The 25,086-nt window shown below is 37.2% G+C and carries 32 protein-coding genes, 1 other RNA gene and 1 pseudogene; 11 read left to right on the top strand and 23 right to left on the bottom strand.

Annotated features, from left to right (window positions below):
* Positions 1-40: 40 nt before the first annotated feature.
* Together A2290_06395 and A2290_06390 are read left to right on the top strand one after the other, a co-directional pair.
* A complete protein-coding gene (locus A2290_06395; protein OGC14114.1) occupies positions 41-697 on the top strand; it encodes a hypothetical protein in 657 nt (218 codons plus the stop codon).
* A gap of 40 nt (positions 698-737) precedes the next feature.
* Positions 738-1,097 (top strand): hypothetical protein, encoded by a 360-nt coding sequence (locus A2290_06390; protein ID OGC14113.1) that lies wholly within the window; start codon positions 738-740, stop codon positions 1,095-1,097.
* On the opposite strand, the gene A2290_06385 is transcribed toward A2290_06390, so the two are convergent.
* From A2290_06385 to A2290_06295, 19 genes and pseudogenes are all read right to left on the bottom strand, one after another.
* Entirely contained in the window at positions 1,088-1,363 is a 276-nt protein-coding gene (locus A2290_06385) for a hypothetical protein (protein ID OGC14112.1), read from the bottom strand. The genes A2290_06390 and A2290_06385 overlap by 10 nt on opposite strands.
* Positions 1,364-1,404: 41 nt before the next feature.
* Positions 1,405-1,647: pseudogene (locus tag A2290_06380) on the bottom strand (hypothetical protein).
* A gap of 242 nt (positions 1,648-1,889) precedes the next feature.
* A complete protein-coding gene (locus tag A2290_06375) occupies positions 1,890-2,648 on the bottom strand; it encodes a hypothetical protein (GenBank protein ID OGC14111.1) in 759 nt (252 codons plus the stop codon).
* Between the two features lie 11 nt (positions 2,649-2,659).
* Positions 2,660-2,998 (bottom strand): hypothetical protein, encoded by a 339-nt coding sequence (locus A2290_06370; GenBank protein ID OGC14110.1) that lies wholly within the window; start codon positions 2,996-2,998, stop codon positions 2,660-2,662.
* Positions 2,999-3,102: 104 nt separating this feature from the next.
* Positions 3,103-3,951, bottom strand: a complete 849-nt coding sequence (locus tag A2290_06365; protein OGC14109.1) for a (4Fe-4S)-binding protein — start codon at positions 3,949-3,951, stop codon at positions 3,103-3,105.
* A 31-nt stretch (positions 3,952-3,982) separates the two neighbouring features.
* Positions 3,983-4,339 (bottom strand): hypothetical protein, encoded by a 357-nt coding sequence (locus A2290_06360; protein ID OGC14108.1) that lies wholly within the window; start codon positions 4,337-4,339, stop codon positions 3,983-3,985.
* Positions 4,336-5,187 (bottom strand): (4Fe-4S)-binding protein, encoded by an 852-nt coding sequence (locus A2290_06355; GenBank protein OGC14107.1) that lies wholly within the window; start codon positions 5,185-5,187, stop codon positions 4,336-4,338. The genes A2290_06360 and A2290_06355 overlap by 4 nt, the downstream gene beginning before the upstream one ends.
* Complete coding sequence (locus A2290_06350; protein ID OGC14106.1) at positions 5,184-5,792, bottom strand: hypothetical protein; 609 nt, start codon at positions 5,790-5,792, stop codon at positions 5,184-5,186. Before A2290_06350 ends, A2290_06355 begins: the two co-directional genes overlap by 4 nt.
* Before the next feature lie 44 nt (positions 5,793-5,836).
* Complete coding sequence (locus tag A2290_06345) at positions 5,837-6,172, bottom strand: CGGC domain-containing protein (GenBank protein ID OGC14105.1); 336 nt, start codon at positions 6,170-6,172, stop codon at positions 5,837-5,839.
* Positions 6,173-6,196: 24 nt separating this feature from the next.
* The gene (locus A2290_06340) at positions 6,197-6,532 is read right to left on the bottom strand and encodes a thioredoxin (GenBank protein ID OGC14104.1); all 336 of its coding nucleotides are present in this window, start codon (positions 6,530-6,532) and stop codon (positions 6,197-6,199) included.
* Complete coding sequence (locus A2290_06335) at positions 6,529-6,906, bottom strand: dinitrogenase iron-molybdenum cofactor biosynthesis protein (GenBank protein ID OGC14103.1); 378 nt, start codon at positions 6,904-6,906, stop codon at positions 6,529-6,531. The genes A2290_06340 and A2290_06335 overlap by 4 nt, the downstream gene beginning before the upstream one ends.
* Positions 6,907-6,918: 12 nt before the next feature.
* Positions 6,919-7,296, bottom strand: coding sequence for a hypothetical protein (locus tag A2290_06330; GenBank protein ID OGC14102.1), 378 nt, complete (start codon positions 7,294-7,296; stop codon positions 6,919-6,921).
* A gap of 1 nt (position 7,297) precedes the next feature.
* Entirely contained in the window at positions 7,298-7,525 is a 228-nt protein-coding gene (locus A2290_06325) for a hypothetical protein (GenBank protein OGC14101.1), read from the bottom strand.
* 198 nt (positions 7,526-7,723) lie between these two features.
* Complete coding sequence (locus A2290_06320) at positions 7,724-8,053, bottom strand: hypothetical protein (protein ID OGC14100.1); 330 nt, start codon at positions 8,051-8,053, stop codon at positions 7,724-7,726.
* A gap of 102 nt (positions 8,054-8,155) precedes the next feature.
* Positions 8,156-9,325: a hypothetical protein gene (locus tag A2290_06315; GenBank protein ID OGC14126.1), complete on the bottom strand. Its 1,170-nt coding sequence runs from the start codon at positions 9,323-9,325 to the stop codon at positions 8,156-8,158.
* 405 nt (positions 9,326-9,730) lie between these two features.
* Positions 9,731-10,159: a transfer-messenger RNA gene (gene ssrA / locus A2290_06310) on the bottom strand.
* Between the two features lie 95 nt (positions 10,160-10,254).
* Positions 10,255-10,734 (bottom strand): hypothetical protein, encoded by a 480-nt coding sequence (locus A2290_06305; protein OGC14099.1) that lies wholly within the window; start codon positions 10,732-10,734, stop codon positions 10,255-10,257.
* A gap of 20 nt (positions 10,735-10,754) precedes the next feature.
* The gene (locus tag A2290_06300) at positions 10,755-11,003 is read right to left on the bottom strand and encodes a hypothetical protein (GenBank protein OGC14098.1); all 249 of its coding nucleotides are present in this window, start codon (positions 11,001-11,003) and stop codon (positions 10,755-10,757) included.
* A complete protein-coding gene (locus A2290_06295; protein ID OGC14097.1) occupies positions 11,000-11,455 on the bottom strand; it encodes an SsrA-binding protein in 456 nt (151 codons plus the stop codon). Before A2290_06295 ends, A2290_06300 begins: the two co-directional genes overlap by 4 nt.
* Before the next feature lie 110 nt (positions 11,456-11,565).
* On the opposite strand from A2290_06295, the gene A2290_06290 reads away from it, so the two are divergent.
* Positions 11,566-12,897, top strand: coding sequence for a dihydrolipoyl dehydrogenase (locus A2290_06290; GenBank protein ID OGC14096.1), 1,332 nt, complete (start codon positions 11,566-11,568; stop codon positions 12,895-12,897).
* A 9-nt stretch (positions 12,898-12,906) separates the two neighbouring features.
* Here the strand turns inward: A2290_06290 and A2290_06285 are convergent, their stop codons facing one another.
* The gene (locus A2290_06285; GenBank protein ID OGC14095.1) at positions 12,907-14,205 is read right to left on the bottom strand and encodes a hypothetical protein; all 1,299 of its coding nucleotides are present in this window, start codon (positions 14,203-14,205) and stop codon (positions 12,907-12,909) included.
* A gap of 142 nt (positions 14,206-14,347) precedes the next feature.
* Between A2290_06285 and A2290_06280 the strand changes: the two genes are divergently transcribed.
* The 3 genes from A2290_06280 to A2290_06270 are packed head-to-tail and all read left to right on the top strand — an operon-like array spanning position 14,348 to position 17,359.
* Positions 14,348-15,460 (top strand): hypothetical protein, encoded by a 1,113-nt coding sequence (locus A2290_06280; protein ID OGC14094.1) that lies wholly within the window; start codon positions 14,348-14,350, stop codon positions 15,458-15,460.
* A 4-nt stretch (positions 15,461-15,464) separates the two neighbouring features.
* Positions 15,465-16,250 (top strand): hypothetical protein, encoded by a 786-nt coding sequence (locus tag A2290_06275; GenBank protein OGC14093.1) that lies wholly within the window; start codon positions 15,465-15,467, stop codon positions 16,248-16,250.
* Positions 16,251-16,288: 38 nt separating this feature from the next.
* Positions 16,289-17,359: a histidinol-phosphate transaminase gene (locus A2290_06270; GenBank protein OGC14092.1), complete on the top strand. Its 1,071-nt coding sequence runs from the start codon at positions 16,289-16,291 to the stop codon at positions 17,357-17,359.
* A 19-nt stretch (positions 17,360-17,378) separates the two neighbouring features.
* On the opposite strand, the gene A2290_06265 is transcribed toward A2290_06270, so the two are convergent.
* On the bottom strand, positions 17,379-18,641 hold the full coding sequence (locus tag A2290_06265; GenBank protein OGC14091.1) for a hypothetical protein: 1,263 nt from the start codon (positions 18,639-18,641) through the stop codon (positions 17,379-17,381).
* Positions 18,642-18,862: 221 nt separating this feature from the next.
* Here A2290_06265 and A2290_06260 point away from each other — a divergent pair, with 221 nt between their 5' ends.
* Positions 18,863-19,639, top strand: coding sequence for a hypothetical protein (locus A2290_06260; protein ID OGC14090.1), 777 nt, complete (start codon positions 18,863-18,865; stop codon positions 19,637-19,639).
* Positions 19,640-19,723: 84 nt separating this feature from the next.
* Here the strand turns inward: A2290_06260 and A2290_06255 are convergent, their stop codons facing one another.
* Positions 19,724-19,978 (bottom strand): hypothetical protein, encoded by a 255-nt coding sequence (locus A2290_06255; protein ID OGC14089.1) that lies wholly within the window; start codon positions 19,976-19,978, stop codon positions 19,724-19,726.
* 70 nt (positions 19,979-20,048) lie between these two features.
* On the opposite strand from A2290_06255, the gene A2290_06250 reads away from it, so the two are divergent.
* The gene (locus A2290_06250; GenBank protein OGC14088.1) at positions 20,049-20,885 is read left to right on the top strand and encodes a short chain dehydrogenase; all 837 of its coding nucleotides are present in this window, start codon (positions 20,049-20,051) and stop codon (positions 20,883-20,885) included.
* Positions 20,886-21,213: 328 nt separating this feature from the next.
* On the opposite strand, the gene A2290_06245 is transcribed toward A2290_06250, so the two are convergent.
* On the bottom strand, positions 21,214-21,534 hold the full coding sequence (locus A2290_06245; protein OGC14087.1) for a hypothetical protein: 321 nt from the start codon (positions 21,532-21,534) through the stop codon (positions 21,214-21,216).
* A 261-nt stretch (positions 21,535-21,795) separates the two neighbouring features.
* Between A2290_06245 and A2290_06240 the strand changes: the two genes are divergently transcribed.
* From A2290_06240 to A2290_06230, 3 genes are read left to right on the top strand one after another with little or no spacing between them, the layout of a single operon-like run.
* Entirely contained in the window at positions 21,796-22,905 is a 1,110-nt protein-coding gene (locus A2290_06240) for a transcriptional regulator (protein ID OGC14086.1), read from the top strand.
* A complete protein-coding gene (locus A2290_06235; protein OGC14085.1) occupies positions 22,892-23,812 on the top strand; it encodes a hypothetical protein in 921 nt (306 codons plus the stop codon). Before A2290_06240 ends, A2290_06235 begins: the two co-directional genes overlap by 14 nt.
* A complete protein-coding gene (locus A2290_06230; protein OGC14084.1) occupies positions 23,809-24,843 on the top strand; it encodes an RIP metalloprotease RseP in 1,035 nt (344 codons plus the stop codon). The genes A2290_06235 and A2290_06230 overlap by 4 nt, the downstream gene beginning before the upstream one ends.
* Positions 24,844-25,086: the final 243 nt, after the last annotated feature.

Below are 25,086 nucleotides of genomic sequence, written 5' to 3'. Positions count from 1 at the left end.
ATTAAGAGTAAAACTTTTAAATGTCCTGTGGAGGAATGGCTTGAGCATTAAACAATCTGAACTGAACAAGAAAACTAATGAAGCTCTCAAGAAAGCCGCAAAACTTTTTTTATGGTCTTTTAGTAGAGGTTTTCTCTTTTGCAAAAAAGGCAATCTCTTTTTTTATATATGTATAAATCCGATAAAAAACATTAAAAAATTAAACATAAGCCTATATTATAAATGGTATGATTTTGATAATGTTTTTTGGGATATCCTGGATCTGCAAGAAAACAAAAAGAGACCTTTAAGCTTTCATGCAGCAGGCGCATGGACAATGCCGGGAATGATTATATTTAAACAAAATATTGATGATTGCAATTGGGAGAGTTTCGATTTTTTAGCCCAAATTTTTGAAATCGTCAAAAAAACAAATAACATATCAGATGATATTGCTAGCAAAATAAAAAATATAGATGAGAATATACTGTATGTCAGAAAATTATTCGAGCAATTAACGGCGACTTTTCCTAAGGCCACAATAAATATTGACAAAGAAGAACTGATTACTAAAATAATAAAAAAAGAATATGCCTCAGCAAAAAATATAATTGAAACTCGTTTGGCAGAAAATGATTCCGGAGGATTTATTTCAAAAGGCAGAAACTTTTACCAAATGGCGCAGGAGTTCTTGGCTAAGCAAGAAGTGAGTCAATAAAACAAAGTTTTCTTCAAAAAAGAAGTGGGGGAGGTATTAAATGGGCAAAATATTGGCAATAATAATAGTAGTCTTTTTTATTTGCGGAAGTCTCTTTTTATATATAACTAAAAATTCTGAAAAATCAGCAAAGGTATTTAGTCCCAACTACATCAATAAAATTTGGAGAGAAGATCACCAGGTTGCAATTAAACTTGCAGATCAAGAACTTATAAAACATTTTCCAGACAAGAAAAATTTTGGGATAGAATACAAGGTCGAACAGGTTCTAAGAGAGGAGAATCCCTCTATTTATGAGGTTGTATACAACTTACCAATGGGGCCAACGGATCAAAGGATAGTGATTGTAGTTGATATTATTGATGGAAAGGTCATGAGCTACACCAAGCATCATGAATAAAAAATTTTGATGCTTTTATAAACAAGAAACCCGCTAAAGGCAAAGAAAAAAAGGCTAAATAAAATTTTTTCGGAAATTATAACCCAAAATAAAACTGGAGTTTTGTTTTTATAATATGGATGAGGGTTTGGTTTTTTATACATAGCATAGGCAACTCCCGTTTTATATTCTTTAAATGCCAATGAGCCAACATAACCTCCAAGCGCTATAAAAAAAGAGATTAAGATATAAAATACAATAAATGCTGTGATTCTTGTTATGCTCATATATTTTTAAGAAACAACCACGGGCTTACGCCCATGGTATTTTAACTAAATTCAAGCTTCGCTTGCCCGCTATCTGTTTTCCCCTGCAACTCTATATATTTTCTTATCGTTTCTTCGTTTACCCCCACCATACTCACAAAATACCCGTCTGACCATATCCCTTAATTCCCCCAGTATACCTTCTTTAAAAAATCAAATTTCTTTTTCATCTCTCGCTCAGTATTTGCTTTGATTATTCCTATTACTTTTCCTATTGCCATCTTAGGCGGAATTGACACTAACATATGAACATGATCTTTATCGCCATTAACTTTTTCAATGTCGATTGCGGGATAATATTCTGGAACTCTTTTCAATATATCTCTTAAGTATTCCAATGTCCCTTCATTAAATATCTTCCTTCGATATTTACTTACTATCACTATATGATATTGTGCGTAATATACACAATGTCCTTGGCTCCTGTATTCCATTCTTCATATATTACCACCCCAAACAGACAGAGGGAACTCTTTATCCCTCGAGCTTACGCTCGGGGTATTTCGGTTGTCCAATAAAACCAAGAAAGGTTAGCTTGTTTTAATATACTTCCGGCACCAAGAAACACAAAACTACATCCATATTCTTTTTTAAACTGCTTAATTGCAGTTTTTCCGGTACAATGACAAGCACCTACACAAACAATTCCCATTTTTTTGAATTTGGAAATAATTTCTGAAATTTCAATAGAACTTTTTTTTGCCAAATGAAACCCGCCAAAAACAGCAAAAATCTTTTTATTGATTTTTTTTATCACACTATCAAGCATTGAAATTATTCCAGGATGAGCACAACCTGTTAAAACAATTAGCCCTTTTGGGGTATCAACAATCAAACACTCCTCTTTTATCTCTTCGCCTAATTCTCCACTGCTGTATATATTTTTAGCAATCTTGGTAAAAGCTTTTATCCTAAAACATTTCGCTCCACAAGCTTCAACTTCATTAGCATAAGTCTTAGAGCAGGCTGATGGGAGATAAACTTTAACTTTGTGGTTCTTGCTTAAAAACCCAAACAACCCGCCAATATGATCCCAATGGTTATGGGAAATAAAAACATCTGTAACTTCTTTGGGATCGCTTTTCATGGCTTTCATATTTGACAAAAGCAAATCCGCTTTTCCACCCGTATCAAAAAGGATATTTCTTCCTCCATAACTTACAAAGGCTGAAAATCCCCATGCAGAGATTATCTCTTTTTGAAAAGAACTATTATCATAAAAAATCTTTATTTTTAAAATATCCATAATTATTTTTTCTATAAACGCAAAAGATACTCAGCTATAGCCTTGTATAAAGTACTGACTGCTAGAATAGAACAATGTAAATGCCCTTCCTGTACATTTTCCAATTTTTCAATCACCTCTCCAGCTGAAATAAGCAGTGCCTCTTTTACTGTTTTGTTCAAAGCCAGATTAGCCGCCATTGCGGCGCAAGCCTTGGTTGTTTTACAGCCTTCGGTATAATATTTTACTTCAATTATTTTATCGTTTTCTATATGCAAATAAAATTCCATAATCTCTCCGCATAATCCTTTTATATACGAAGAACTGGTAGGATCATTCATACGACCATAAAATTTTTCATCATTATTCACTCCTATGCCTCCTTATAAAAATATAATTAGAATCTTGGCTCTAATTATATCTCTTAAAAACCTTTCTCTAAAATGGCTTTGGTTTGTTTTTATCAAAAATCATTTTATTTTAATTGTTCCCATATTTTTACAAGTTCTTTTTTGACAGACCCTGTAATATACTCCACAATGGGTTTTCCAGCAACCATTGATTCGACGACTTGTTTGTCAAAAATGATTTCCCCGACAACAGGAATATTTTGAAGAGTGCAAAAATTTTCAATTTTATAAGTCATATCCAGATTAAGGTCATATTTATTTATTACCATTTTGACAGGAACATTAAAATGCCGCGCCACAGCTATTACCCTTTGGGCATCGTGAAGGCCTGAAAGGGTTGGTTCTGTAACGATAAGAGCAGAGTTAACTCCAGTTAAAGAGGCAATTACAGGACAGCCTATTCCCGGAGGCCCATCTATGATTATGTAGTCTAAATTATATTGTTTGGCTAAATCTCTGCCTGCCTGTCTGATTTTTGCCACAAGCTTTCCGGAATTTTCTTCGGCAATACCAAGTTTTGCATGTACAAAATGACCATATTTAGTTTCTGATATAAACCATTCTCCCGAAATATTATATTTCATCTGTATCGCATTAAACGGACAAATATGACTGCATAAAGAACAACCTTCGCAAGAATAAGGTTCAATGCTATAGTCCGGTTTTATCGCTTTAAATCTGCAAAACTTGATACATTTACCACATTTCAGACAAAGACGCGGATCAATAAAAGCTGTTTTCCCGCTTCTAAACTCATGGGTTTCTTTTATTTTGGGGTTAAGCAAAAGGTGTAAGTCTGCGGCGTCAACATCGCAATCAACCATAATTTTATTTCGCGCTAAAGCAGCAAGCGATCCCGTGACAACCGTTTTGCCTGTTCCCCCTTTTCCGCTTATTACAACTATTTGTTTCATAATTATTTTCCTTAAAAATATTGTTTAACTTTTACAACATTAATATTTTTTCAATAAGTTCTGTAGCCTTTTTAACAGTTTGAAAACATTTTATTTTTTCCATCATTCTTATTTCTTTGCAAGTAAGAAACTTGGCATACGCAATAAATTCATTGTTAAATTTTTCTGCTTTCGCTTTGCTGACTTTTCCCAAAATACAATGCGCCGCATAAACACTGCCGCAATAACCTTGTGGAGCTTTGCCAAAACCGCAATTCTTTAAATCAAAAAAATCTTCTTCAGAAAAAAACCCATTATTTATAAAAACAGCGGCTACCGATTGAGCACAATTTAGCCGTTTTTTTCCGTTACGACCAAAAAAATTATCTATAGCTTCATCGCTCTTCATGTGCTTTTATTCTTGCCATTTATAATAGATGTTATTTCTTCAAAAACTTTTTTAAATTTTTGTTTATATTCCGGCAACATTTCAACAATTGTTTTTCCGTTTGAATATGCTTCTGCTATCTCTTTTTTAAAAGGTATCTTCATTAAAATTGGAATCTTTTCTAAAATACAATATTCTTCAGTTTTATTATTTCCAAGATCCGAACGATTAATAATTACACCAAAAGCAATTTTAAGTTTGCGAACCGTTTCAACCGCTAAAACCAAATCGTTAAGCCCAAAAGGGGTAGGCTCTGTAACAAGCAGACAATAATCACTCCCTTTAATTGCCGTAATTACAGGGCAAGAAGTTCCGGGGGGAGCATCAATAATAACTATTTTACCAGGGTCGACACAATCTTTAACCTGGCGAATAAGAGGAGGAGACATTGCTTCTCCAAGATTAAGACAGCCTTTTACAAACTGTAATGTGTCTTTTTCCCCAAATTCAATTACACCTATCTCTTTTTTTATTTCTTTTATAGCCTGCCTGGGACAAAGAACACTACAAGCTCCACAACTATGGCAAAGATTAGGAAAAACCAAAACCTTATCTTTTGCGACAACAATCGCGTTATATTCGCAAATCTGTCCGCACTTACCGCAATAGTTGCACTTTGTTTCATCTATTTGAGGAACCAATACAAACGCTTTTTTTGATGTTTTTATGTTTGGTTTTATAAAAAGATGAGCGTTTGGCTCTTCCACATCGCAATCCAAAAGCTGGACATTGCTAAGCGACAAAGCAAGATTAACAGCCACGGTTGTTTTGCCTGTCCCCCCTTTGCCTGAAGCTATAGAAATAATCATTTTATTCTATTTGCCACATAAATTTTCTGATGGTGTCCATCATAGGATTTTACAGAAAAACCATGCTCTTTCAAATACGCCCCAACGATTGAAAAATCACCGCACTGTTCTTTATGTGTTCGCCCTTCTTGCTTATGAACTTTTCTTACTATATTAAACCCTTCCTGATTAAAATCGGAAATTACCAGTTTGCTTTTACAAACCCTGATCATTTCAGAAAGAACGGCAAATGGTTCTTCAAAATGATGAAAAGCATTAACAGAAACAACCAAACCAAAATACAAGTCTTTATAAGGTAGTTTCCCTGCATCACAAGCCACAAAATGAATTTTGTGCAATATTTCAAAAAACCGCGCATTTAATTGCGCTGCTTTTTGTTCATCCTTAGAAATATCGATAGTAATAACATCAGCATATTTTGCCAAAAGTACAGTCATATGCCCTTTGCCAGTACCAACTTCAAGAACCGGATTATAAATTGGCAGACATTTTTCTAATATAAAATTACGGCTGACATCTTGATCATAGCCATAACGTTTAAAAATCAACTTTCGTTCCAATATTTTCTTTTGATTTGAATCAATTTGTTGTTGATCAACCACCATTTTAATACTCCTTTGGCTTGTAATTTAATATCTCTTTTTATTTTTTAATGAGTCCAATCAATTATTATTATGTTTGAATTTAATTTTTTAATAAAACTCTCTTTAATCTTTTCAAAATTCGGACAAACAAAACCAATCGGATGCCCTTTACTTATACATGAAGCAATAACAATTATTTCTGCTCCTCTTTCAACCATCATTTTCGCTCTCGAAACAGCCTTCTTCCCAGGACACCCGCCACAAGAAACAAAACCAACAATCTCGCATGAACCTATATCAGAAAATGCCATTTCTCCATTAGCAGCAATTTTAAAATCGGTAGTCCCAGGACACATATCTTCAGTTTGTTGGCATCTAATAATTCCAATCTTTTTTTTCATAGCTTATTTATCCCTTTTTATTTTTTAAGTAGCCATAACCAAAAGATCCTCGACCTCTTCATTTAACCTGTTTTCATCCATAACGCCAGCAATTCTGCCAATTTCCTTGCCTTTAGAAAACATAACTATGGAAGGAATACTCATAATTTGATATTTGTCAGCTAATTCTTTATTCTCTTCTGAATTTAATTTGACAATTTTTAAACGGTCTTTAAACTTATCCGCCGATTTTTCCAGAAGCGGAGCAATCATTTTGCATGGAACACACCATGGCGCCCAAAAATCAACCAAAACTGGGATAGAAGATTCTAAAACTTCCGTCGTAAATGTTTGATTAGAGATAGATGTAATTTCACTCATTTTATTAAGTCTCCCTGTCCAAAATGAGAAGAAACAGAAGGCCCTGTCATTTCATTAAGCTTCCCTGCTTTAAAGTCGGCAATTGTTGAACGAATAGTACCATTTGCTCCAGTAAAAACTTTAATTTTTAATGCAGAAAGTGTTTGAAAAGCATTTGGACCTACATTGCCGGTTGCAACAAGTGAAACACCTTGGCTGGATACAAACTGAGAAGACTGAATACCGGCTCCGCCTGTCGCATCAATATTAGGATTAGCCAAAGCCTTAAACTCCAAGGTTTCCGTATCAACAAACATAAAATAGGCACAACGACCAAATCTTGGATCAACGGCAGAATCTAAGTTATCGCCTGTTGAAGTTATACAAATTTTCATATTAAAGCCTCCTCAATGACACTCATCCCCTTTGCCATGATCCAAGCAAGGATCAATCCCACCTAAAGAATCTTTCATCAAATTATCAAGCGCTGTTTGTACTTTTCCGGAACAACCAAATACTTTTACAGCTGCACTTAAAAACTTTTGCTGTGCCCCCATACCCATGCCACCTGCAATAACATGCGTTACATTGTGTTTTAGTATTTCATCAACGGCAACGCAACCGCCTCCTCCATGTTGAGCAAGATTGGGTACAATATTTATGTTTATTATTTTCTTTTTATCATTATCAATATCTGCAATAAGAAAATATTTGCATTGGCCAAAATGAGCACACACATCGCCATTCAAACCCTTTTCATCCTCTAACACAACTCCAACTTTCATCTTATTTTTTCTCCTTTTTTATTTCAGAAATACGGCTATTTATAGTCGCCAACTCCGCTTCTAATTCTTCAAGTTCCTCTTTTGCGCTATATGATGAAGGTGCGAAAAAGTTCCTAAAAGCGCCAAAAGCTCTGCCTGAAAAACGACGTCCACGAGCAACACATCCTCCTCGACCCCATCCTGTCCCTGCCCCTTGTCCCCAAGGTCCTGTTCCATCTCCTCCTGGCATAACTATTCCCCTCCTTTATATATTTCCCGATTAAAAAAAGAGCATTAACAGTTTCCCTTTTTTCCACCTTTCTTTTTCCCTATTCCCTTTCCAGAAGCTCTTCCTTTCCCTTTTCCTCTTCCGTCCCTTGGCCCTTTTGAGCCGCTCCTTGGCCCTGTCCCATCTTTTTTAGGCATAATAATTCACCTCCTTTTTTACTTATTTCCAACCATGTCTGCAATTTCCTCTTTTAGTAAAAACAATATGTTCCCCACCCTCAATTCTTAAAGCTTTTGATAATGTAATTGCTTCTATAACTTTTTTTCTTCCGGAATAAAGAAGCCTCTGGACAGTTCCTCTGGAAATGTTCATCTTGCCAGCCGCTTCTTCCTGCTCAAGCCCTTCAAAATCACAAAGCCTCATAGCCTCAAGCTCATCTTGTCCAAGGCTAATAATTTCTAAAGATGACAAAGGAATTGCCCTTGGCTTATAAAAAGTGTCGCCTGTAAACGGGCTACAAAATCTTCCTTTTCTTGGTCTGGGTGTCATAGAAAACAAGCCTCTTGATATTTAAGCCTAAAACTCAATATGTGCATATGCACATTATACAACAAGACATTAATAATTGTCAATTATTAATTGTAAAATCGGTTACAAGCCTCTTTTCATCCACTCCTGAGGCACGCTATCGCTTAGAATGCGGGGTTTTCTCGTATACATTGCGGCAGATATAAAAGCGGTAATCGGAATGCAAATGACCAGACCAATACTTCCGGCAAACGCCCTTACAACTTCTTCGGCTATCATTTCAAGATTTAATATTTTGGTTAAAGAAATATTATTCATTACAAGCAAAAGCAGCAAAGGAAGAGCCGACCCTGTATATGCCAAAATCAAAGTATTGGACATTGTCCCCATGGTATCTCTTCCAACATTCATTCCTGCATTAAACAAATTTTTAAAATTAGCTTCAGGGTGGACTTTGCGTACTTCATCAATTGCAGAGGCGATTGACATGCTTGTATCCATTACAGCTCCAAGCGCTCCAATCAAGATACTTCCAAAAAGCAGTCCTTCATAGTCTATTTTCAAATTCATGGAGTATAGCAAGATTTTTGATTCTTCAGAGCTCAAGCCTGTTAAATAAGCCATTTTGCCAACAACATATGCAATAATCCCCGCCATAGTAACTCCAAATATTGTTCCCATTGTCGCACTTAAACCTTTTGTGTTTCTGCCTGCAATAATAATAAAAACAATAAAAGAAACAACTGCTGAAATAAGGACCGAAATCCAAAGCGGACTGTACCCTAAAAATGTAAGAGGAAAAAGAACAAAAAATATTATACTAATAGTGAGAATTAGACTAAATAACGACTTGAGCCCTTTTAGCCCTCCAAGAATAACAAGCAGCGCCATATACAAAAAAGCCAGCAAATAGATTGGCACATCACGAACATAATCGGCCACATGAAAGATAGGTTCTCCGTTGGAGCTTTCCGCCAAAGATGGCTCTTCATCTGCATACAAAACAACCCTATCGCCTTTTTTAAGAACCATATCTCTACCCATCATAGAACCGGAAGAAGCATGTTCAATACTTAAAACTTTACCTTTATTTTTACCGCTGGTTATCTTAATAGTTATATTTTGCAGAGCCTGTTTGTATTCCACCCCTAAATCTCCTGGGCTTTCTGTTTGCACCTCTAAAACTTTACCTTTGACATAATTTTCTTTTGTAAGAGGCAAAGCAAAAGAAGCAAACATTAAAAAAATTGATGCTAAAATAATTATCTTAAAATTTTTATTAATATATTTCATCCTCCCTAACATGGAATGCGCGTTTGAAGTAAATATCCCTTTTCATTCATATATATTAAAATTCGGATTGAAATGGCAAAACCTTTAAATAGTTTTTATTTCCAAAGCACCATCTCACAAACCATCATATTGTCGCCACCATGTAAGGCTCCACTCAATATAATTATTAACAGGAATATGCCATCGGCAGAAAGATTCTTTTCCATCTTTTAGCCATCGAGGAGCAAGCTGACTGCTTAACACATTAGGCTTCCCAAGTCTTTTTTGTAATTCATCAAAAGACATTTTATGTTTTATCTCTTGTGGCAACTTACCTTTCTCTGGCTTTTTGGTAAACTGTTAATTTCTCAAAATCAAACATAAAGAATTGTATGTTTTATATGCCTTACGCTAACGACTAGACTTAAATGGAGGAGAGGGGAATCGAACCCCCGTCCGAAAAGGAAGCTGTATAAGTTACTACGAGCGTAGCTTCTATTTAATTGTCCTTTGAGGTTGTCTCAAAGCGAAGACTTCTCAAAGTAATCCCGATCTTTAGTTTCCCCAACTAACCGTCAGAAAAGATTAATTGAGTATCCGATAATATAACACTAGGCCCCGCCCCTATCGGCAAAAACGGCTAGTGTGCTCTTTAGCTTAAGCTTGGAGCAAGAATCCCTGAAGCTACTGGAAGTCTGGAAGCATATTCTCCAGCAACCATCTTCACCTTATCAAAGAATTCTTCTACAGTGTTACCTGCGTTTATAAATTTGCCACCATATTTTACGAGGGCAGATGACATCCTCGGCTCGCAACCTATACCCCAATCCTCACCGTCAAAACCTTTACTCCCCCGGGTTGTGTAGTTAGTAGTTTGTAATTAGTAGTTTGTCCACCCTGCCCCCCCACACCCCCACCAAATACCAATTACAATTGCCAACTACAAATTACTATCCCTTATACTCTTGAATAGATTCTTTGATGGCGCCTAAAAATTCGCCTACTTGTTCTTCCGAAAGTTCCTGCTCAAGCATCTTTCCAAACTCTTCCCACGCATCCGCTTCTTCCATAAGCTCTTCGTTCTCTTTAATCGCTTTAAGCACAGCATCAATCTCTTTTTGCAGCTTGCGATTTGCTTCTTCCATGGCAGATTGCGGATCCTTAAGCCCCGTCTCTTTTATCGCACTTTCTACTATCTTCTTAAAATCTAAATTCTTTAAATCCTTCTCTTTTGCCTCAAGGGTCAAAGCCGCCATTCTTGTTGCAATGGCCTGCGCATCATACTCGGGCCCACGGGCAAACCCTTCTTTAGGAGTCGGAGTACTCTTCATGTTCTCGGGCTTTGTCTCCTGAGTCTTAACGCTATCTCCATGTGTAACGGGCGGCGGAATAGGAGGCTTCCCTGCTCCATCTCCTGGGATTCTAACCATAAAAAACTCCCCCTCTTTTTCTATGTAATATTCTTATCGTTTTCAAATTCCTTAAACTTGCCTCGCCCCGCTATCACCTCATATGAAAGCCCCTGGGCTAAAAGCCTCAATTTTTCAAGTTGTTCCTTTGTTAAATTCTTCTTATTGGATGTTTGATCAAAAGCCAACCGCTCTATCTCTTGTTTGATAAGCTCTTGTGTTTCATCGACAAGATCTTTAACTTTATAAGTTTTCCCGCTCCCCGGACTTCTTGAATTTATTTTTATCATCGGTTCCCCTTCAGCGCTCTTTCTATCTCTTTATCTGCGCTTTTCTTAACCAATTTCTCCCTCTTCTCATACTTCTTTTTAGCTTTCGCCAAGGCTATTTCAACCTTTGCCCAATCACCCGAAAAATACATTTTTAAAGGAATAAGAGTCAGCCCTTTTTCCGAAACTTTCCCTATTGCCTTTTTTAATTCTTGTTTGGATAATAACAGCTTTCTGTTTCTATAAGGGTCTATCTTTTCACTGGCTCTTTCGTAAGGACTAATGTGCGTATTATAGAGCCAAATTTCTCCCGATTCAACCCTCGCAAAACTATCTTTTAAATTAACTCTTCCAAGCCGCAAAGATTTAACTTCCGCCCCCTTTAAAATAATTCCCGCAGTTAGAGTATCAAGAATATGATATTCATGTCGAGCCATGCGATTTTCAGCTATAATCTTATAAAATTTCACCATTTTAAGTCCTCATTATATAACAAGCTATTCCGACATGCTATAATAAAAAGTATATTCGCTTAATTATCCCTTAAATAGGAAATTGTTCGAAATAAGGGGAAAAAAATCAAATGGAAAAAAGCTATGATATAGCAATTTTGGGGGGTGGGCCGGGCGGATACATTGCAGCTATTAGAGCCTCACAGCTTGGAGCAAAGGTCTGCCTGATTGAAAAAGATAAGGTCGGAGGGACATGCTTGAATTACGGTTGCATCCCCACAAAAGCTCTTCTTGCTTGTACATCCCTTTACGACAAAACAAGAAAACTGGATCAGTTTGGCATTTCGGCAGAAAATATATCTATCGATTTCGGCAAAGTAATAGAAAGAAAAAACAAAATAATTGAAAAATTGGTTCAAGGGGTCGAATTTTTATTAAAGAAGAATGGAATCAATGTTATTTATGGAAATGGTTCTGTTGGGGCACAGGATTCTGTCCCCCGACAGATTGTAACAGTTAACGAACAACAGATTTCCGCCTCAAAAATTATTTTAGCAACAGGCTCATCCCCCATATGTCTGCCCAACATAGAATTTAACGGGGAATGTTTCATGTCAAGCAATGATCTTTTGTCCAACTCTCATGTCCCTGAAAAGCTTGATATTGTTGGGGGAGGAGTTATAGGACTTCACTTTGCTTTCATCTTCAACTCCCTCGGAACAAACGTCACAATTTATGAGGCCCTTCCTGAAATACTCCCCGGGATTGACGATGAAGCGATCGCTTTGATAAAAAGAATTTTAGCAAGAAGAAAGATAACCGTTAAAACAGGCATTAAGTTTACAAAAGAACTTTCGTGTGGCAAAACTTTAATCTGCGTCGGGAGAAACCCAAATCTTGAGCCTATAAAAAATCTCAATTTTAAAACCGAAGGGAAGAGCCTTTGGGTAAATGAAAAGATGGAGACAAGCATCCCTGGAATTTATGCAATTGGAGACCTTGTAAGTAAAAAGATGTTTGCACATGTCGCAAGTGAACAAGGGGTGGTTGCGGCTGAAAATGCAATGGGAGGGAACAAAACATTCAACTATGACTGCATCCCTTATACCATATATACAAACCCTGAAATTGCAGGAGTCGGACTTACTGAAAAAGAGGCAAAAGAAAAATCAAGCAATATAAAAGTCGGGAAGTTTCCTTTTGCGGCGCTTGGAATTGCACAGGCAATGGGTGATATTGAGGGCTTTATAAAAGTGGTCGCAGATGAAAATGAAAAAATTCTAGGCGTTCACATTATCGGGCCCGAAGCAAATACGATAATCGGAGCTGCGGCAATCGCACTTAAAAACAGGCTAACAGCGGATCAACTTGCAAATACAATTCAAGCACACCCCAGTTTCCCCGAAGGATTGCAGGAAGCAACACTTGCCTCACTACAAAAGAGTTTACATTCTATAAACTAGAATCAAGCCCTATATCATGTCCTGCATGGTCTTATATAAATGAAAATAATCGCTGTTAGGATCGATGTTACGCGTTACAACTTTTAACGTCTCAGGATTGACTAGGTCTCTATAATCAATGCTGTATAAGCCCATATTGTTTGTCCCATCAGGCGCATCATGAACAGAAATCATCCTCCCAAACTGTCCGTTGGCAATAAGACTGAAAAGCCCAAGCCCTATTTGAGCTGTTAATGCCTGATCAAAAGCACAAGGAGGAACCTGTCTTAACTGGTGGCCCATTTCATGTGCTTTAAATTCTTTTTTATGCCCTGTCTTAGCACGATATTTTTCTGCACAGAATTTAGCAATCGCTTCTTCTAAATGCAAAGTTAAAAACAAAGTATGCCCATGCTCATCTTTGTTTGCGTCCTGCTTCATTGCTTTAGGAAGCCTATCAATCAATCCTTCGGCAAGGCATACAACCCCACCTCCAATCCCCCGATCTTCTCTTTTAATAACAACATCTACGACCTCTTCTACAAACCTATGAAGATCAAATTCCCCAGCCCCTAATTCTTCAGGAATACATGCCTTAGCAACTTTTCCGCTCATAACAGTTCCGGCGGTAATCCATCCTGCATTTCTCCCCATCATTTTAAGTACATGATAAACATCTGTCGCAATCCCATCATTGTAAAAACCATCAATTCCAACGCCTGCAGCATCCACCGCAGAAAAATATCCATAAGTCCAGGGGATTCCAGGAACATCGTTATCAATGGTCTTAGGGCCATGCACAGTCCCTCTAAAAAGGCGATCAGCCCTCCTCAACATAGCCAAAAGGTTTATAAAGTTAGATGTCTTTAAGGTGTCATCCCCTCCGAGCGTACTAAGGACACCAATTCGTAAAGATTCAAAAACATCCAAAACTTTATTAAGTCCTGCTGTTTTTTGGGGATCGTCAAGATCAGCAGGACATTTTATCTCCAATTCATCAGACAATTTTCCGGGGTTTGCTCTTGAAGATTTAAAAAGAAGGGCATTTTCAATCATCCCTCGCCTAATAAGCCCTTCTTCCGCACTAACAAAATGGATGTTTTGACTTAATCGATCAATTTCAACGTTTAAGGGGTTTTGAAATCCATTAAAAAATGCTATCACAGGAACTCCACACCTAAGAAACTGCCTGGCAGCAACAGAAAAAATTCTGTTTCCTCCTGAAGCTGGCCCACCCGAATGAGCAAAAGCCACCGTTAAATTTCTTTCTTTCATCTCCTTGATAAATGAACTATTAATTGTTCCTCTCTCTATAGGTATAATTTGCATAATGTTTCCCCTTTCTAAAAAATTAAATTTTATCTTCTTCGGAATCGATTCTAAAAAATTTCAGATTATTTTTATAATACATCAAAAAACAAAAAAAATTAAGCGTTTGAAAATCTTTTAAATTTCTGAGTATAATCCGCATATGCGCATCGCAATATTTGCGGATTCATATAAGCCTTATATCTCAGGAGTTTCTTGTTCTATTGACACATTAGTTAGGGAATTAAAAACCCTTGGCCATACTGTTTATATCTTTGCTCCATCATATCCAGGCCACAAAGAGCGTGATCCCAATATCTTTCGATTCCCCTCTCTCCCCACAGGTTACCCGAAATTCAGATTCGCAATCCCTTTTGTAAAAAATTTTCCACAAGTTGACATAATACATACCCATTCTCCGTTCCAAGCAGGACTGCTTGCGAGATTTCTGGCAGGAAGAAATGATCTTCCACTGGTCTACACGTTTCATACCCTCTTTACAAAATACCTCCACTATGCAAATTTTCTCCCCAAAAGATTTGCAAAAATGTCAATAGTTGCCTACTTGCAATCCTTTTGTAAAAGGGCGGATTTGATAATTGCCCCTTCAATGATGTCAAAAAGAGTTTTAAAAAAATGGGGGATAACCGCAAGATGCGAAATTGTGCCAAGCGGAGTTGCTTTTATAAATTTTAAAGGGAATGAATTTCAATCGCTAAAGGCGGAAGCACGCAGTTTATTAAAAATCCCAAACGAAGCAAAAGTTCTTTTAACTGTTTCAAGGATTTCAAAGGAAAAAAATATCTCATTTATAATTGAAGCTTTCGAAAAATTAAACAGAGAAGACTCTCATCTTGTTGTTATCGGAAATGGGCCGCTCCTCCCTGAGTTAAAAAACAAAAAGAGAAAAAATATAATCTGGGCCGGCGAATTTTCACATGAAGAACTTGCAAAGCTGTATTATGCGGGAGATGTTTTTGTTTTTGCTTCGACAACAGAGACTCAAGGGCTTGTCCTTGCCGAAGCAAAAGGGGCGGGATTGCCGGTGATAGCCCTTTTTGCCGGGGGGCTGGCAGATACGGTAAGGTCAGGAATCGACGGTTATTTGACATCCCGCAACATCTTAGCTTTTAACGAACATATAAACAGGCTTTTAAATGATGAGGGGTTAAGAAAGGCCATGGGAAGCGAGGCAAAGCGCGACGCGCAAGAAAGATTTTCCGCCCCCCATATTGCAAAACAGATTGAAAGCCTCTATAATTCCCTCTTGAGGTGACACAATGCCAAGACAAGGTCAAGGTTTCAAGGGATCAAGGTTTCAAGGGATCAAGGTTTCAAGTTATAAACATTTTTCTTTTAGCCTTTTTGTTTTAACCTTGCTTATTTGGCTTTTTGGTAACGGCGCATTTGCTTATTTCCCCTCCCCCGCCTTATCCGGCGCGTCAGGGCTGACAAGAATTCCGGATGCAACAGTAATCCCTTATAAGAATTGGAACATTGCCGCAGATTATGGGACAAAAACCGACAGTGCCGGAGTAAGCAAAACTACTTTTTCTTACAAATCCTCTCTTGGCGCTTTCTATAACATGGAACTGGGATTTATCGGGCAATTAGATGAAACAACCCAGCAATTAAAAGATGGAGTATACATAAATCTAAAATACAGCCCTTCGCTGGGAGATGGAACAGACCCCCTCCTTCTTGCTATTGGAGTAGAAAATCTTGCAAGCAAAAACGATACGGCTGTTTATATGGTTGCGACAAAACCTTTAATGCAAGGGCCTTTTTTATCTTTTGGATTTATGGCTGATTTCATAGAAGGGAAGTTCAGGCCGATGGGAATGGCGGGGATTGATATTCCGACGGGCTCTCTCTCTATTTTAGCAGACACTTTTTTAGGGGAAAAAGTCTTTCAGGTAAATGCTGGGGTAAGATTTAGGATTCTCCCAACTTTTACATTAGAAGGACGGGCCATTAACATTCTTGCGGGAGACGCGCAAGCAACCACACAAGCAAAAGACCCAAAACAAATTCTTGTCGGAATAAACTGGGTCAATCCTTTTTAAAAGACATTCACCCTTAATTTATATGTTATAATCTTTTTATGTCGGATAGCATTCTTCGTAAAATCGTAGATGAAATAGAAGAATATAAGCCAGGGAAAAATCCCGATACACAAGGAGTCATCAAGCTTGCCTCAAATGAAAACCCGTTCGGCCCATCGCCTAAAGCATTAAAAGCTATCGAGAAAGAGACAAAAAACCTTCAAATATATCCAGATCAAAAAGCAACTATCTTACGAGATGCTCTTTCAAAAAAATACGGTCTGAATAAAGATTTTTTTATAATAGGAAATGGCTCTGACGATATAATGCAAATTATCGGGGCAACGTTTCTCTCCCCGCAGGAAGAGGTCATAATTCCGGAAAAGACCTTCTCTGTTTATAGTCTTATTGCGAAAATTTTCGACGGCAAAATAGTCATATCAAAATTAAAAAGCAACGAAATTGATCTTGATGATATCACATCAAAAATCACCAACAAGACAAAAATAATTTTTATCGCCAACCCCAACAACCCGACAGGAACAATTTTTACAAAAGATAAATTTGAGAGTTTTTTAAAGAAAATTCCTGAGAAGATTTTGCTTGTCATAGATGAAGCGTATGCTGAATTTGTAGAATCTACGGACTATCCTGATACAATAGAACAGATAAAACAGGGGGGCCCTAATTTAATTGCTTTAAGAACATTTTCAAAATTTTATGGGCTTGCAGGGCTTAGAGTCGGTTATGGGGTCGGGGCAAAAGAATTAATCTCTCCAATGATGAAAGTGAAGATGCCATTTAACGTGAGCAGACTCGCACAAGCTGGCGCGGTCGCCGCGCTTAATGATCTGTTTTTTTTAGAAAAGACCTATCAAAACAATATTGCGGGTAAAAAATTTTTGTATGCAGGATTAGATGCCTTGGGTGTAAATTATAAGAAAACAGAGTCCAACTTTATTTTTGTGGATGTACAACAAGACGCGGACCCTCTCTTTCTAAAACTTATGGCGGAAAAAGTTATTATCAGGCCTTTGACCTCTTTCGGATTCCCTAAAGCTATAAGAATTTCGATTGGAACTCCGGAACAAAATAACAAGCTTCTAGAAGCCCTCAAAAATCTTATCTAAGATTTAATCCTAATCGGGGTTAATTATTCCACCCTTCAGGGCCAGAATCATTAGCCTTTTTAGGTTTAGGTTCTTCTTGTTGGATAGGGGTTCCTTGCAGTTGCGCGCGCGCAATTTCAGCAAGTTCCTGCCTAAAGGCCATTTTATCTTCTTTAGGAATATCAAGGTTAAGCATTTGCCAAATAGCATCTTTTGCTTCGTCATATTTGCCAAGCGCTAAATAAGTATTTTTCAGGCCCTCATATATCATCACTCCTATAAAAACATTACCTTGATAGAAGGTTAGCGCCTTTTTAAAAAGCTGTATTGCCCCTTCATAGTCTCTGGCAGAAAGAAAGTGGGCCGCCGTCCATTGTATTGCCTCTGCTTTTCTAATATCCGCGCAGTCTTGATTGCAAACCTCATCGCACAAAGCTGACGCCTCTTCCTTGGAAACCAATAGAATTAATAAAATCTTCGCGTCTACAAAATCAGGGGTTAGTTTCAAGCTTTCTCTCAAAGAGTTGAGTGCTTGCTCTTTTTCTCCATTATCAAAAAGCGCCTTGGCTTCCGCAAAATAATCGATACTCCTTGTGCGGTCAATGCAACGTACTATTTGATTATACTCAGTTAAAGGCTTATACTTTTCCCGGCGCATTTCAAAATCTCTATAAAGTTCCCTTCTTAATCGAAGAATATTTCTTGAGTCAGTAGCCCCTCCTGAATTAAATTCTTCCGTGGTGGAAGCGCTTAATGCTACCAATGTTGCTATTTTTATATCCTTTGTATGCCAAAGCAGCTTTAATGTCAGATCTTTATTCTCTTCAGACAACCCATCTATATGATTTGCCAAAAAGAGGACCCTTTCCAAGGCAGACATTTCAGAATAACTTACCCCTCCAGCTTCAGCATGAGCCAGGGCGCGCACTATGACGGGATCGCCCCAAACAGACTCTTTTACCAAAGAAATAGCTACAACCAGACCAAAAGGGAAATGGCTTGAATCAGCAATATCAATAAATACCCCTTTTGCCTGGATGGCCTGCAACATCCTTCCGTCAACAACCGAAGGAAAACGGGTTAATGATTGCAACACTGTAGCAAAAGATTTTGTTGCAACTTCTATTGATTTTTCCAGGAAAGCTCCACCATTTATTGCACGACAAATTTCCATGGCATTTTTCTGTAATGGATTCTCACGTTCTATCTCATTCACAGAGCCTGTAATGTTAGGGGCTTCACTTACCCTCCGTAAAGTCGCCGGTGGATTTCCTGGATTAAAAACATTTCGTATTGCTGACATAATTTTTCTCCTTCTTTTTTATTCAAAAGTTTTTTTCTGCTCTCTTTTTTATCGACAAAAGAAATAACAAATTTCACGCCGATTATTCTAATCGGGGTTCAAGATTTTTATGCTTTACCCAGAAAATAAAACGGGAGTGGGCTAAAGATAAAATCCTTGAAATTTTTCATACTTTAAAAAGATAACAAACTATACGGATGGATTAAGGAGAGGAATAAAACATGGCCCTTTTAACAAGCCCCACAAATCTTCTTAGGAATGGTTTAAATTTTACCAAGACCAGCTGGGGAAAGATTTATCGTAGCCCTTTAATACAAAACAACCTCCCGGCAACAATGCTTGGCGCTGCTAATAACGCGTTAATTGGCAGCTCAAGGGGGCTAAACAGCCACAAGATAGAAGGATTAGAAACTTTACTGGCAAGAACGCCCCTTATGCCGATAACTTATGCAGAAGCTGCTCCGTTAGCTGTTGAGGAAGAACTTGTTGCTGTTATAGAAGAAGAATTAACCCCCGCAGGAGAAAAAATAGAGCGTTTTGAGTCGTTGAGCGATGAGGACATAACTCCTTTAACTGAAGGAATTGAAGGGAATCAGGGATTATCTCTTTTAAGCGATACAACTATAGGGATAAAAATAGTAGGCCCGCCAACGGAAGGAACTTCAGCCTTTAATCTTTTGAGGATAATATATTCAAGCCCATATCAAGCAGCTGCTGTGCACAACAGAACAATTATGACCTTTTTGAGGGGAGCAGCCTTTAACAGAAGTTACCATAAATTGGATGAAAATTCTTTTGCACACAGACTAGTAGGCTATACAGTGGCCCCAGATGTTTTACCAGAAAATCCACCCATAATCGCAACAGGAGAACTTCAGCCGCAAAGCAGGGTAATAACATTTGTCCGATCACATATATTAGAGCTGATATCAAAAATGAACCAAAACCCTTCAAGCCTCAATAATGACAGATTTATGATATGCCTCTTATTTATATAATGAACCCCGATTATTCACCCCAGAATCAATAACTAACAAATTGTCAAACATTCCTCGAGCTATGAATAATCGGGGTTAACTGATTTATTTTTTTCTTTCAACCGAAATTGTACATTCGGTTAAAAGGGCCGCAACAGCGCCAACTGCAGCCAATACGGGAGCAAGGACTGCCCCAACAACGCCAAAGGTTAGAGGGAACCCTATAATAGTGTTGCCATCTTTATCCTTAATTGTTATTTTCCGAACATTCCCCTCTTTAATAAGCTCTTTTACTTTTTGCAGCAATAGTTCTCCCTGAACTTTTATCTCTTCTTTAATATCTTTTTTTTCATCTGTCATAAAATCTCTCCTTTTTTTAATTTTAGAAATATTGTACACTTATTTGCAACAATTACAAGCTTGCTTTTCTATGAAAACCAATTATTTTAAAAACAAAGTTATCATAATTACAGGGGCTTCTTCAGGGATAGGAAAAGAACTCGCATTATCTCTTGCAAAATACGGTGCCGCCCTCTCTCTTGCCGCCCGCAAAAAAGAGCTCATGCAAGAGATAATAAAACAATGCAGCCAGTCCGGGGGAGAAGCTATTTTCGTTCAGACAGACGTATCAAAAGAAGATCAATGTAAAACTTTAATAGAAAAAACTGTGTCTGTCTTTGGAAAAATCGATATTCTAATTAATAATGCCGGATTCGGAATACGCGGAGACTTTAACGAATTTGAGGATTTAAAATTGTTCAAGACTGTTATAGATGCCAATTTTTACGGGAGCGTGTTCTGCACAAGATTCGCCCTCCCATATCTTAAAAAAACAAAAGGACAAATAGTAGGAATATCAAGCATTCTTGGCAAGTTTGCAACAAAAGGGAACACAGCTTATTGTAGCAGTAAATTTGCAATGGCTGGATTTTTCGATTCTCTACGCCTGGAAATTCAGGATGATGGAATAGACATAACTATGATTTACCCGGGGCTTGTAATAACAGGTTTTGTCGAGAGGATGATTCAACTCGACGGGACATTAGTCGGAGAAGACGGGAAAAAATTTTATAACAACAAGATGATGTCAACAACAAGATGCGCAGAGATAATAATTAATGCCGTCAAAAAAAGAAAACGGCAGGTTGTTATGACCTGGTACGGAGTTCTTGGTGTTTGGATAAATTTAATCAGTCCCAAATTATCAGATTTTATCCTTAAAACCGTCAACAAAATTCATAGGATGAAACTCGGAAAAAGTATATAACTGTTAAATTCCACATAATGAAACTGATTTTCTTGCTTTTTATCTCCTTTTAATTCCGATTATCATAATGGGCTTGTTGCATAATAGCGGTTTTTGCAATTTGTCATCCCCGCGAAAGCGGGGAGCTACACGGGAATGACCATTATGCAACAGACCCATAATCATAGAGGTTAAATTTTACAATTTCAGAGAATGTAACTATTCAGTATTGCCAAACGGTAAAAGCCAAATAAAACAGCCCTCACCCAGTTTTTATGGGATTTAATTTGTTTTGTGCTTATGCGCCCTCTCCCTTTGGGCGAGGGATTGTTAAATATTCAATGATTTTTTAAAGTTTTGTTAAAATTATTCTTTTATCCTTTGCAATTTCTTTGTTTGAGAATCTTATTATTGTTATGCCTTTTGATTCTATTATTTCTTGTCTCAAATTATCATAATCTTTTCTTTTTAAATGTATATTTCCATCAATTTCAATGCCAAGTTTTATGGAATGACAATAAAAATCAAGGACAAAGCCTTCTATTACATGCTGTCTTCTGAATTTAAGGTTCATAAACTTTCTATTACGTAAAAATCCCCAAACAGTTTTTTCTAGTTCTGTTTGATTTTTTCTCAAAGCTCTTGCGAAATTTCTTTTAATTTCTCTCATAAAATTCTTAATGATTAAGTATAAATTATATATCTTATGAGTCAACCTCAATGCCCTCTACCTCTGGGAGAGGGCGAATATACTAGAAATATAGAATAAAGATATAGTTGGGTGAGGGAAAAATAGATAAATTTGGAAATACTGAATAGTTACCAGAGAATCAGTTTACCCTCATTCCATTCAATGATATAATTTGGTTTGAAGTAAGAATCAGTTTCTCTTCTTTGCCTCTAAAATCAAGCAAAGAGAAAGGATCCATTTATGGCTGTTCCGTTTTTTGACATAAAAAGGCAAATATCCTCTATTCGAAACGAGATAGACACGGCAATTTCAGAAGTTATAGACAACGGAGCTTTTATCCTTGGGCCCAAGGTTAAAGAACTCGAAGATTTTGCCGCAAAATATATTGGAGCAAAACATGCAATCGGCGTCGCATCAGGAACAGACGCGCTTATGCTCGCACTTAAAGCATTAAATATTAAAAAAGATGCCGAAGTAATCACGACGCCATTTACTTTTGTGGCAACGCTTGACGCCATAGAATTTTGCGGTGCAACTCCGGTCTTTGTCGATATAGATCCTGATACATTCAACATAGATACAAAAAAAATAGAAGCGGCTATTACCAAAAAGACCGAAGTAATCCTCCCTGTCCACCTTTACGGGCAGCCGGCAAACATGGAAGAGATGCTCTCTATTGCCAAAAAATACAACTTAAAAGTTGTTGAAGATGCAGCTCAAGCCATCGGGGCAAAATATAACAACAAATATGTAGGTTCGTTGGGAGAGGTCGGATGTTTTTCTTTCTTTCCGACAAAAAATTTAGGCTGTTTTGGCGACGGAGGACTCGTAACGACAAATTCTGATGAAATCGCAAAGATGTTAAGAATTTTAAAGGGTCATGGAAGCACAATTACTTATCACTACGATTTTGTCGGGCATAACAGTCGTCTCGATTCCATACAAGCCGCAATTTTACTTATAAGATTCAAATATTTAGAGGAATGGACAAATAAAAGAAGGGAAAATGCTAAACTATATAAGGAATTATTAAAAGATATAAAAGAAATCTCTCTCCCAAAAGAAGATCCAAAAATTTTTCACGTATACAACCAATTCACAATAAAAGTGGAAGCCAGGAATGAGCTTCTTGATTTCTTAAAAAGCAAAAATATCGGATGTGCCATTTACTACCCTCTCTCCCTTCATCTGCAAAATGCTTTTAAAAGCCTGGGTTTTAAAAATGGGGATTTCCCAATATCAGAAAAAACACAGGAATCGGTCATCTCCCTTCCAATTTTCCCTGAATTAACAAGGGAAGAGATTGAAGAAGTTGTTGATGGCATAAAAAAATTCTATGGCAAAAGTTAAAATAGGAATTGTCGGATGTGGGGTTATGGGCTCCTTTCATACAAAAACTGCCTCAGAGTTAAAAGAGGAAAAATTAATGGGAGTACACGATCCGATTGAAGAAAAAGCAAAAAGCACAGCGGAAAAATATGCAACAATTCCCCTCCCCTTCCTTGAAGAGCTTATGAAAAAAGTTGAAGCTTTAATTATTGCCTCACCAACCTCAACCCATTTCGAAATTGCAAAAAAAGCCCTAGAACAAGGGTTACATATACTGATAGAAAAGCCACTTACGCAAGATTCAACAAGAGGAGAAGAGCTTGTAAATCTTGCAAAGGCTAAAAATAAAGTTTTAGCCGTAGGAATGATCGAAAGATTCAATCCGGCTTTTTCAAAAGCTTTATCAATAGTAAAAAAAGAAAAAATTTTAGGGTTGGAAATTAAACGTTTTAGCCCTTTGCCTGAAAGGATCACAGATGCAAATGTAATTTGGGATGTAATGATCCACGATCTTGATCTTGCCGTGTTGCTTAGTAAAACAGAAGTAGATTCTATTAAAGCAACAGGAAAACGAGTAAAGACAAAAGCCTTAGATGAAGCAAATGCCACCCTTTACTTCAAAGATGGAATGATAGCAAAGATTAGCGCAAGTCGAGTAAAAGATCGAAAAGAAAGGATTATACAAATTACAACAGATAAAGCAATCTACGATGTAGACCTATTAAACAAAAAATTATATACAAGAAATTTTGACACTCTTATAGAAAAAACTGAAATAGAATTTAGGCTTGAAGACCAGCTAAAACTTGAACAAAAAGATTTTTGCTTATCTATTAGGAAAAATCGAAATCCAAGATGCTCTGGAAGAGAAGCATTATCAATAATAAAACTTACTGAGGAGGTAGAAAAACAATGCTCTTATCAATGACAGTATTTCTTGTCACTTTCACAATCATCGCGCTGGCCCATGAAGGAGGTCATTTCATTGCCGCCAAAAGAGCTGGAATGAATGTTAAAGAATTTGGAATAGGTTTTGGCCCAAAACTCTTTTCTAAAGAGATAAAAGGAACCACTTATTCGATAAACTTAATTCCTGTCTTGGCATATGTTAGTATCGCAGGGATGGATGACGTAAAAGGCTCCGATGAGTCAAATATTCCTGAAGAACAAAAATATTTCGCAAAACCTCCTTTTCAAAGATTTAAAATGGCTTTTATGGGACCGGCAATGAATATTTTTCTTGCTTTTATGACTTCATCTTTGATTTTTGGATTTGTCGGTATGCCAAAAGAATTATCGACACATATTGACCATATTCAACCCAATTCAATCGCAGAAAAAGCGGGACTAAAATACATGGATAAAATCATAGCAATAAACGGAGAAAAAATTACCCGAATGGAAGATGCAATAGAAACAATTCATAAAAACAATGGAAAAGAGCTAACGCTAAAAATCCAAAGAGGCGAAAAATTTTTAACAATCAAAGCCACTCCAAAATACGACAAGCAATTAAGGGTTGCTGTGTTGGGGTTCACCCCACTCCCTGTTTATGAAAGGGTAAATCCATTACAGGCGCTATATTATGGCGCACAGCAAACAATAGCAATGATCGTGTTAATGTTTCTGATTTTATGGAAACTACTAAGTGGAGCTGTATCTGTAAGAGATTTGGCAGGCCCTGTTGGAATTGCACAAATTACAGGACGATATGCAAGCTCAGGCGTTTTATCCTTTTTACATTTCTTTGCATTTTTAAATGTAAATATCGGATTTTTAAACCTGTTACCGCTTCCAGCATTAGATGGAGGACACATTGTTTTTGCCGCAATAGAAGGGATAACAAAAAAACGGGTTAGAGAAGATATTCAACAAAAAATTCATCAATGGGGATTAATTACTTTGTTAGCATTAATGGTAATTATTACAATAAATGATATTTTGAGATGGTTGAAATAGATGAACTCCGATTATCATAATCGGAACGGTTTCCTAAGATTTAAGGGGTAAAGAATACAAGGTGGGCTTGTTGCATAATAGCAATTTTTGCAATTTGTCATCCCCGCGAAAGCGGGGAGCTACACGGGAATGACCATTATGCAACAGACCCAAGGTTTAAGCAGGCAAGTCCTTGGCAAAGCGAACGCCAATATTCCTGTACTGACTTCCGGCTTTGGAGTAGTTTCGATAAAAAATCTCCAA

It is taken from the genome of candidate division WOR-1 bacterium RIFOXYB2_FULL_36_35, from assembly GCA_001771505.1.
In the GTDB taxonomy this organism is placed as follows: domain Bacteria; phylum Margulisbacteria; class WOR-1; order XYC2-FULL-46-14; family XYC2-FULL-37-10; genus XYB2-FULL-36-35.
Note: the sequence above shows the minus strand (reverse complement) of the source record. Positions and strands in the feature narration are given on the sequence as shown.

Excerpts from the sequence above, each read along its gene's own strand:
- A2290_06390 (OGC14113.1), top strand. The coding sequence starts at position 738 with ATGGGCAAAATATTGGCAATAATAATAGTAGTCTTTTTTATTTGCGGA.
- A2290_06385 (OGC14112.1), bottom strand. The coding sequence starts at position 1,363 with ATGAGCATAACAAGAATCACAGCATTTATTGTATTTTATATCTTAATC.
- A2290_06375 (OGC14111.1), bottom strand. The coding sequence starts at position 2,648 with ATGGATATTTTAAAAATAAAGATTTTTTATGATAATAGTTCTTTTCAA.
- A2290_06365 (OGC14109.1), bottom strand. The coding sequence starts at position 3,951 with ATGAAACAAATAGTTGTAATAAGCGGAAAAGGGGGAACAGGCAAAACG.
- A2290_06360 (OGC14108.1), bottom strand. The coding sequence starts at position 4,339 with ATGAAGAGCGATGAAGCTATAGATAATTTTTTTGGTCGTAACGGAAAA.
- A2290_06355 (OGC14107.1), bottom strand. The coding sequence starts at position 5,187 with ATGATTATTTCTATAGCTTCAGGCAAAGGGGGGACAGGCAAAACAACC.
- A2290_06350 (OGC14106.1), bottom strand. The coding sequence starts at position 5,792 with ATGGTGGTTGATCAACAACAAATTGATTCAAATCAAAAGAAAATATTG.
- A2290_06345 (OGC14105.1), bottom strand. The coding sequence starts at position 6,172 with ATGAAAAAAAAGATTGGAATTATTAGATGCCAACAAACTGAAGATATG.
- A2290_06340 (OGC14104.1), bottom strand. The coding sequence starts at position 6,532 with ATGAGTGAAATTACATCTATCTCTAATCAAACATTTACGACGGAAGTT.
- A2290_06335 (OGC14103.1), bottom strand. The coding sequence starts at position 6,906 with ATGAAAATTTGTATAACTTCAACAGGCGATAACTTAGATTCTGCCGTT.
- A2290_06330 (OGC14102.1), bottom strand. The coding sequence starts at position 7,296 with ATGAAAGTTGGAGTTGTGTTAGAGGATGAAAAGGGTTTGAATGGCGAT.
- A2290_06325 (OGC14101.1), bottom strand. The coding sequence starts at position 7,525 with ATGCCAGGAGGAGATGGAACAGGACCTTGGGGACAAGGGGCAGGGACA.
- A2290_06320 (OGC14100.1), bottom strand. The coding sequence starts at position 8,053 with ATGACACCCAGACCAAGAAAAGGAAGATTTTGTAGCCCGTTTACAGGC.
- A2290_06315 (OGC14126.1), bottom strand. The coding sequence starts at position 9,325 with ATGAAATATATTAATAAAAATTTTAAGATAATTATTTTAGCATCAATT.
- A2290_06305 (OGC14099.1), bottom strand. The coding sequence starts at position 10,734 with ATGGTTAGAATCCCAGGAGATGGAGCAGGGAAGCCTCCTATTCCGCCG.
- A2290_06300 (OGC14098.1), bottom strand. The coding sequence starts at position 11,003 with ATGATAAAAATAAATTCAAGAAGTCCGGGGAGCGGGAAAACTTATAAA.
- A2290_06295 (OGC14097.1), bottom strand. The coding sequence starts at position 11,455 with ATGGTGAAATTTTATAAGATTATAGCTGAAAATCGCATGGCTCGACAT.
- A2290_06290 (OGC14096.1), top strand. The coding sequence starts at position 11,566 with ATGGAAAAAAGCTATGATATAGCAATTTTGGGGGGTGGGCCGGGCGGA.
- A2290_06285 (OGC14095.1), bottom strand. The coding sequence starts at position 14,205 with ATGCAAATTATACCTATAGAGAGAGGAACAATTAATAGTTCATTTATC.
- A2290_06280 (OGC14094.1), top strand. The coding sequence starts at position 14,348 with ATGCGCATCGCAATATTTGCGGATTCATATAAGCCTTATATCTCAGGA.
- A2290_06275 (OGC14093.1), top strand. The coding sequence starts at position 15,465 with ATGCCAAGACAAGGTCAAGGTTTCAAGGGATCAAGGTTTCAAGGGATC.
- A2290_06270 (OGC14092.1), top strand. The coding sequence starts at position 16,289 with ATGTCGGATAGCATTCTTCGTAAAATCGTAGATGAAATAGAAGAATAT.
- A2290_06265 (OGC14091.1), bottom strand. The coding sequence starts at position 18,641 with ATGTCAGCAATACGAAATGTTTTTAATCCAGGAAATCCACCGGCGACT.
- A2290_06260 (OGC14090.1), top strand. The coding sequence starts at position 18,863 with ATGGCCCTTTTAACAAGCCCCACAAATCTTCTTAGGAATGGTTTAAAT.
- A2290_06255 (OGC14089.1), bottom strand. The coding sequence starts at position 19,978 with ATGACAGATGAAAAAAAAGATATTAAAGAAGAGATAAAAGTTCAGGGA.
- A2290_06250 (OGC14088.1), top strand. The coding sequence starts at position 20,049 with ATGAAAACCAATTATTTTAAAAACAAAGTTATCATAATTACAGGGGCT.
- A2290_06245 (OGC14087.1), bottom strand. The coding sequence starts at position 21,534 with ATGAGAGAAATTAAAAGAAATTTCGCAAGAGCTTTGAGAAAAAATCAA.
- A2290_06240 (OGC14086.1), top strand. The coding sequence starts at position 21,796 with ATGGCTGTTCCGTTTTTTGACATAAAAAGGCAAATATCCTCTATTCGA.
- A2290_06235 (OGC14085.1), top strand. The coding sequence starts at position 22,892 with ATGGCAAAAGTTAAAATAGGAATTGTCGGATGTGGGGTTATGGGCTCC.
- A2290_06230 (OGC14084.1), top strand. The coding sequence starts at position 23,809 with ATGACAGTATTTCTTGTCACTTTCACAATCATCGCGCTGGCCCATGAA.